Source organism: Streptomyces sp. GbtcB7 (genome assembly GCF_019091445.1).
In the GTDB taxonomy this organism is placed as follows: domain Bacteria; phylum Actinomycetota; class Actinomycetes; order Streptomycetales; family Streptomycetaceae; genus Streptomyces; species Streptomyces mirabilis.
The window spans coordinates 1-7,302 of sequence record NZ_JAGXJM010000096.1 but is presented as its reverse complement, the minus strand read 5'-3'; the positions used below and the strand labels follow the sequence as shown (position 1 = coordinate 7,302).

The window sequence follows — 7,302 nt, the reverse complement described above, 5'->3', positions numbered from 1 at the left end:
CTCCGACCGGCAACGCGCGGCCGATATCTACAGCCGCTTCAGGACGCTGGCTGACGCGTACGGCGAACGCCTCCACCCGATCATCGCCGACAACGACCCCCCGCCCCTCACCAGCGACTCCTTCGGCAAGGTGGAATTCGACTACGAGAACCCCATGGTGCCCGGCGTCGATCATCCCGGCCCCGATCAGGTCACCCGCGTCGAAAATCAAGGTGAGGAGTCAGCCTGACCCCTGTCCGGTTAGCCCCTGGTGGGGGTGGTCCCAGGCCGCCGCCGAAACGCCCGGATGCAGCACATGCCCGAGACCGGCTCACGGCATTGCTGGTGCAGAGATACCCGACTCACCTGGACAAGCCCTGTGAGCGCCATCGATCCTGCTGAAGCGATTCGCCCTGACTGGTGGACCGACGACACATACCTGCATCTTGCTGCGCTCGAGGACGCGGCGCTGCCTTGTCGCGGCTTCGCGGAGGCCGAGAAGAACCACCCCACCCTGCCCGCATTGAAGAATCTGATCAGGGCCGTGTGGTGGCTCGGCAAGACGGGCGCAGGTGAAGACCGCCCAGAGCTCGTCGAAGAGGCGCTGAGCACCGTGGAGTCGTACGCCGTCGCCGCGGCACACGCAGCGCGCCGTACCCGCAGCCAGCTGACCGACCGCGCCAAGGATGACGAAGACGCCGAGTGCGACCGCTCGTGCGAGCACGATGAGACCTACGGGACACCGCCTGCACACCTGACCGACGCCACCTTCGCCGTCCGCCTCCCTGGCTTCTCGGGCGACACAGTCAGCGGACACATCCACGTCAGCGAATCAGGAGCGCTGACAGTTCAGGGCGGCGGCCCCCTCGCGGACCTCGACTTCCTCGGCCGGCTCGACGCACGCGCGGTCATCGATGCAGTCAAGCACCTAGTTACCCGCCAGGTCGAACGTCCGCTGCCCGACCCGAGTGGTCCGCACACCAACTAGCTAGTAGGCGAAGTCGTTGGCGAGGCAGACGACCGTTCCGTCCCCCTCCAGTGCCTCGTAGCCGTCTCGTTCCTCCTCATTGACCGGGAAGAACAGGGCGTTGCCACCGCGATCCGGATCGGTGACGATCTCGGCGTAGTTGACCCGGCGGCCCTGGCCGTCGCCGGCCGCGATGATCCGCTTGGCCTCGCGGAGATCGGCCTCGGCATCGCGGCTGCCGACGTGCAGCGGATCGAACGGATTGCCGCACAGGACGGCGTATCCGTCCAGCGCCGACGGTTCGTGGCCGCCGTACCCGTCGTTCCAGTCGGCCGCGACGATCCGGGCGGGATCCGCCAGCGGCAGGACGACCATGCTGACCCGGGCCACCGCCGGTTCGTCGCCCACCTGAGACCAGTAGAAGCCCGCGTACACCGGAGCCTTGCTGGGGCCGGAGAGCAGGCCGCCGTGAACCCATCGACCGGCGGTCGCCATCCCGTACCAGGTGACCTCCTCCGCCAGTTCCAACTCTCTGACGCACGCGAACCATCCCGGCCGCATCATTCCCTTCTCACCGTTCCGATTGACGTGATCCACCCACCGCCATAACAGGGCGTCCATGGTGGCCGCTGGGGTGGCGGAAGCGGGCGAATTCTTGGCTGCTGTCATGGCTCACAGCATGGCAGGGGGGTGTGACAGTCCCGCCGCGTCCAGGCGGGTGGCCGACGACAAGTCGCAGCTGTGCGTGCCACACCCCGCGTGTGTGCGCGATCGGCCGGACAGGTCCTGGACGTGCCCTGGGGCGGCGCGGCTCACTGATGCTGGACCGGCGGGCAGTTGCCGGTCTCCCGATGGTGTTGATGTCGGCGTTGGACCGTGAGTCCCCCGCGTTCGCGCCGATCTGGCGCTGGGCGATCACGGTCTGGCAGGCGTGTGCGGCGGCGAGCAGGTGGACGGCTGCGCCGTCGGTGCGGGATCCTCGCACGGTCTGGCCGTCGACGGCCAGACCGACCAGGGTGTCACCGGGTTCGTCGACCGGGTCGGCGGCGTACCGGGCGGGCCAGGCGCCACGGCGTCGTACAGGGCGTCGCCGTCCAAGCGGGCCAGAAGTCGTCCCAGCGTGGAGGCGTTCGGCGTGCTGGAGGTCAGTCCGAGTTGTTCGCGCAGGTCGGAGTCGGTATCGGCGGCGAAGCGGGCGATGGCCGCCAGGGACGTGGCTCCACCGAGGAAGGCGACCATGCACAGCGCGAGCAGGGAGCCCAGGCGGTAGCGGCGGCCCCGGACCCGGCGGGGATCGGATATCCGGCCCAACACGTCCGCCAGGCAGGTGAGCCGTGACGGTTCCGGGCAGGTGGAATCGGTGTCCGCGCAGTGGCGTTGCAGGACACCGATTGGGGAGGATGGCACGCGAACGCGACCCCTGTTCGTGATCAGGCTTCGAGAAGCTTGATCATCAGAGGTCGCGTCTCTCGTTGCCGAACTGGGCGAACCGACCACGGCGGTGCGTACGCAGGCGATCAGCTCATCTCGCCGAATCAGAACGCATCAGCTCTGCCCCTCGACCGCTGCCATGCGGGCCGTTTGTAGGAAGATTGACACAGTGCCCACATGAGCCATGGCGACGTCCTGCGGAACACGAGCACCACAGGATGGCGTTGAAGCAATGACGGTGAGGGGATCAGAGAGTCATGCACAGTACTGGAGCGGAGGTCGACGGCGCGCGCGGGGTGCTCGCAGTGGACTCGACCGCCCCGGACGCCGCACCGCGGGGACTCGACGCCTTCCGGCGCGGGTGGGAGACGCAGATCGGCGACGATGTCTTCCAACTGCCGGCCTTCAGCCCGGACACGATCGGTGACTTCCGGGTCAAGGGCAACGTGGCCAAGGTGCACGGCGCGGCGATCGCCGATCTTCACGCCGCGTCGGCAACCCGGACCGCGGACGCCCCGGGCGGCGATCAGGATCTGGTGGCCATGTACGTAGTGCAGCGCGGCGCATGGACTCTGGGCGGCCCGCCCGGTTACGGCGACCAGACCGTATCGGCCGGGCAGTTCCTCGTCCGGCACGTCGGGCGCCTGACGGCCTTCGAGACGACGGCGCACCTCACGGCGAAGTTCTTAGTCCTGCCCCCCGGCGAGCTCAAACCCCTGCTCGGGAACCGGGTCATCACCGGGCCGGCGGACTCGGCCGAGATACGCCTGCTGACGGCCCTCACGAACATGATCCACACAACTGTGGCCGACCTCGGCCCAGCCGGTGTGGAAGCCGCCCACGGCGCCCTGATAGAGCTGGCCAAGGCGGTGGCGAAGGGCCGGTTCGACGACGTAGAACCCCGGCTGGCTCCCGCGCTCACCCAGGCAGCCAAGGACCTCGCGGACCGCCGGCTCGCTGATCCCGAACTTTCTCCTGCGATGCTTGCGCGTGAACTCAACGTCTCCGTCCGTACGCTGCACCGGGCATTCGCCGCGGTGGGAGAACAGGTGGCCACCTACATCCGCCACCGGCGACTGCAAGAGGCCCGGCTCGCCCTCACCGCGCCGTCAGGTCGCCTGAGTATCTCGGAACTCGCCGCACACTGGCAGTTCGCGGACAGCAGCCACTTCACCCGGACCTTCAAGAAGCACTACGGTCAGACTCCCACCGAGTACGCCCGCTCGACCGGAGCAGCCTCGCTCTCGCCGAACAGGCACCCGCCGGGCCACGGACCGGCCGAAAGCGCGTGACCAAAGGTACGACCGCAGTTCAGCGGATGCCGCCAACTCGTGTCCCAAGCAAGGCAGGACGGCACTGTGGGCGGCCTGGGCATGTGACCGCGGCGGGATGTTGTCGATGAGGGCGCGGATCTGGGTGACCTCGCCGGCGGTGCCCGCGGGGCCCTCGATCTTTAGGAACTCGGCGGTTCCCGGCGACTGAGAGGTGATCCACCGCCCCGTGGCTCACCAATGGTGGTGTTTGCTGCCCGCCTTCCGCTGGCCGACCGACGACGGACCGGCGTCAGCTCCCCCTCTTTCGCGTGTATGTGGCAGCCGTCCACACCGGCCCTGGACCCGTCGAGCTTGCCGGCCGCCTTGAGTTCGGCAAGCAGGATGCCGGCAACTGGTTGAAGACTCCGACCAGCTGCCGGCGGTCCAGGCGTCGGGGATGAGCGCGTTGTGGAAGCGCCGTGGGCGCTGAAGAAGGCTCAGTCGATCAGTTCGGCGGCCCGTTCGGCGATGGCGTAGACGGTCGCGTTGGTGTTGGCCGAGGGGATGGACGGCATCACCGAGGCATCGGCGACCCGCAGTCCGGCTATTCCGTGCACGCGAAGGTTCGCAGGATCGACGACGGCATCGGCGTCGGTTCCCATGCGGCAGGTGCCGGTGAAGTGGAAGTAGGGGCCGGTGGCCTTGCGGATGAACTCGTCCACGGATTCGCCGCTCGTACCGGAGCCCGGCACCGCTTCCTGCTTGCGCCAGTCGGCGAACGCGTCGGCCTCCCCGATGCGGCGTGCCAGGGCCAGGCCCTTGCGCATGACCTCCAGATCACGGTCGTCGCTCAGGTAGCCGGGGTCGACGACGGGAGCGCTGCCTGGATTGGCATCCGCCAGGCGCACGGTGCCGCTGCTGTGCGGAGCCATCGCGGAGAAAGCAATGGAGTAGCCGTTGGCCGGCGGCTGGCCCCATGCCGACGGGAGCGGTGCGGCGACGACGTAGACCTGAAGGTCCGGCCGGGCCACGGCGGGGTCGCTGTACAGCAGGCCCATCATTTCGGCCGGCGGGTTGGCAGGAACGAACGGTACGGGCTGGACGGCCTCGTACACCACGCCCGCCATCGGATGGTCCTGCAGATGGGAGCCCACTCCCGGCAGGTCGGTGACGACGTCGATACCGTGTTCCTCAAGGTGTTGTGCCGGGCCGATCCCTGACAGCATCAGGAGGTGTGCGGAACCGATGGCTCCCGCGGTCAGTACCACCTCGGCGCCATCGACGGACAGGTGCTCCCCACCGATGGTGTACTCGACGCCGGTGCAGCGGCCCGCGGTGGTGCGCAGCCGCTGCACGGTCGCGTCCGTGACGACGTCCAGGTTCGGCCGGTCGAGGAACGGACGGATGTAGGCGTCGGCCGCGCTCTGGCGGGCGCCGCCGGGCAGATTCATGTCACTCCACCCGAACCCGGTCTCCAGCCCGCTGCCGATGTCATCGGCGCATGCGAACCCAGCCTCCACCGCGGCGTCGACGCCCGCCGTGGCCAGGGGATGGGGTTCCGGGACCGGGGCGACCACGACCGGCCCGTCCGTGCCCCGCACGGAGGCATCACGGCTGCGAGTGCTCTCGCTGCGGCGGAAATAGGGCAGCAGATCGTCGAAACCCCAGCCCGGAGCACCGAGGCCGGGCCATTCGTCGTAACCGGAGCGGTGCCCCCGCAGGTGGTAGAGGCCGTTGATGCTCGACGATCCGCCGAGCGCCTTGCCGCGCAGCACGTCAGCGGCCCTGCCTGTACCGGCCTGCACGGTCGAGGCGCCCAGCCAGAGGGATGACGGGTCGAACCCCAGGAAGCCCCAAGGAGATGCCATCGTCTCGGTTGCGTCCCGGGCTCCGGCCTCCAGCAGCAACACCCGCACGCCGGGGCGTTCCGAAAGCCGGGAGGCAATCACGCATCCCGCTGTCCCCGCTCCCACCACGACATAGTCATAAGGACTCTTGCCCATCATGTCTCCGCTTTCCACGGCAGCCTTGTCCGACCACCGGATTTCAGAAAATCAGCTCCTCGACGATCAAGGAGCTGATTATGCTTATGTACTAAAGGGGTCTAAAAGTGAGGACGGTTGTCTTCGCGTCAGCCCTATGGGTCGCCCAGCCGCGTCCGGGCTCGGTGCGCAGAAGGCGTGGAACCGGCTGATCAGCAGCGAGCGGGCTCCAGTGGAGCACGGCTGTCCGGATGGAGGCCCGCCACGCGCCCCTGCTGGTGTGGGCGTTGCTGGTGCTGACGGACACCGAGGTGACCCGGTGGCAAACGATCACCTTGATCCGGCGGGCCTGGGCACACCCGATCCGCACACTGCCGACCACCCCGTTGGGGCTGTCCATGTCGGCGCCGGTACCTGCGATGACGGCCACGCGGCCGGAATTCTCTTGGTTCACGAGTTTCTCGTCGTTGGTGTGTACCCGTCCAGGAACAGCCCGGGTGTTCCCTCTGCCGTCGAAGCTTAGGAAAACCGACACAGCTCGCACTTGAACCACCGCGACGTCCGTTCGGAACCTGAGTGCCATAAGGCAACGTTGGAGCGCGCGCGGCCGGGCTCACGGTGGAGTACATCGATGAGCGGCCGGACGAACCGGCGATGTGAAGGCGCTTCTACCGGCTGTGGCAGCCCCATGAAGCGGAGTTGCGCCGGGAGCTCGGTGACGACCAGGCGGCGCGGGAGGCCGAGCTGGTCCTGCCCCGGTGGGCGACGCGCGAGGCCTTGGCCGTGACGCTGAGGAGGCCTTCGGGTGGCGGATAGGGCAGCCCGCCACGTCAGTGGTCGCCTGCCCTGACGAGACGGCGGCCGCCGCGCTGCAAGAAACCGTGCCACACCCCGTACTTCCGCCCCTACACAGGCACAGACGTGGCGGGCTGCGAGCTCGGCGAGGCGATCAAGAACGTCATCGCCACCTGCTCCTCGCCGCTGTCCCGGAACCGGACCTTCGGCCTTGCCGCCACGCCAACCGGAGCCTGGGCCGATTCAACCCGGCGGCCACCGGCGTGAAAACCTCCTACGGACCCGCATTCTCATCACGCCGTAGTGTTGCGGCGTGCGATACCTGGCAGAGCCATTCCTTCTCGGTGCCCTCAAGCGGGGATGTCCCATCGAGCAGTTCCTCGGGCCGTCTGGAACCCCCGACCGCCTTGGTGTCTCCTACGTCGAGGTACGGCCTGCCGAGGGCAACTACGAGATCTACCTCCACGCCGTTCTCGATACCGAACCCCAGACCTACGACTTGGATTCGCTGCCTGCGCTGTTCGACACAGATGAAGAGGACTTCGGCCTCCTGGTCGCAACCACGAGCGACCCAGCAGCCGCACTGGATGCTGCCGCAGACCGAACTGGAGCTGTACACGAACGCTGGGTGAACCAGTCCATGGCAGGTGACGAATACCGCGACTATGTCCTCGCCGGCCGCCCCGCCCGGGCACCCGACGGCCGACGTTGGCCTACTCCGCCGAGCTCCTAACCACCGGCTTCACGGAAGTGCGGACAGAACCTTGAAAATCCCCGCCCCTTGCTGGGGGTGGGACAGACCTGCTCGCTGAGATTCTCCACCCACCCGTCGTCGTCACGCGCACCCCCCTCATGCGGTCCTGACCGGTGCGGCACAATCGCGGTCAACTGGGCG

General features: G+C 68.0%; 6 protein-coding genes and 2 pseudogenes. 5 read left to right on the top strand and 3 right to left on the bottom strand.

The annotated features are described in order from the left end of the window. Together KVT44_RS55085 and KVT44_RS55080 are read left to right on the top strand one after the other, a co-directional pair. Positions 1 to 229 (top strand): annotated as a pseudogene (locus KVT44_RS55085) (hypothetical protein); the annotation flags it as partial. A gap of 129 nt (positions 230 to 358) precedes the next feature. Continuing rightward, positions 359 to 967, top strand: a complete 609-nt coding sequence (locus KVT44_RS55080; protein WP_217576732.1) for a hypothetical protein — start codon at positions 359 to 361, stop codon at positions 965 to 967. On the opposite strand, the gene KVT44_RS55075 is transcribed toward KVT44_RS55080, so the two are convergent. Next, positions 968 to 1,615: a hypothetical protein gene (locus KVT44_RS55075; protein WP_217576730.1), complete on the bottom strand. Its 648-nt coding sequence runs from the start codon at positions 1,613 to 1,615 to the stop codon at positions 968 to 970. It lies immediately after the preceding gene. Between the two features lie 246 nt (positions 1,616 to 1,861). Then, the gene (locus KVT44_RS55070; protein ID WP_217576728.1) at positions 1,862 to 2,353 is read right to left on the bottom strand and encodes a transposase family protein; all 492 of its coding nucleotides are present in this window, start codon (positions 2,351 to 2,353) and stop codon (positions 1,862 to 1,864) included. 281 nt (positions 2,354 to 2,634) lie between these two features. Between KVT44_RS55070 and KVT44_RS55065 the strand changes: the two genes are divergently transcribed. Then, entirely contained in the window at positions 2,635 to 3,669 is a 1,035-nt protein-coding gene (locus tag KVT44_RS55065) for a helix-turn-helix domain-containing protein (RefSeq protein WP_254651215.1), read from the top strand. 458 nt (positions 3,670 to 4,127) lie between these two features. Here KVT44_RS55065 and KVT44_RS55060 read toward each other — a convergent pair whose 3' ends face one another. After that, positions 4,128 to 5,633: a GMC family oxidoreductase gene (locus tag KVT44_RS55060; protein WP_217576734.1), complete on the bottom strand. Its 1,506-nt coding sequence runs from the start codon at positions 5,631 to 5,633 to the stop codon at positions 4,128 to 4,130. A 797-nt stretch (positions 5,634 to 6,430) separates the two neighbouring features. Here KVT44_RS55060 and KVT44_RS55055 point away from each other — a divergent pair. Beyond that, positions 6,431 to 6,617: pseudogene (locus KVT44_RS55055) on the top strand (hypothetical protein); the annotation flags it as partial. A 103-nt stretch (positions 6,618 to 6,720) separates the two neighbouring features. Continuing rightward, positions 6,721 to 7,140, top strand: coding sequence for a hypothetical protein (locus KVT44_RS55050; RefSeq protein ID WP_217576726.1), 420 nt, complete (start codon positions 6,721 to 6,723; stop codon positions 7,138 to 7,140). The last annotated feature ends 162 nt before the right edge of the window (positions 7,141 to 7,302 follow it).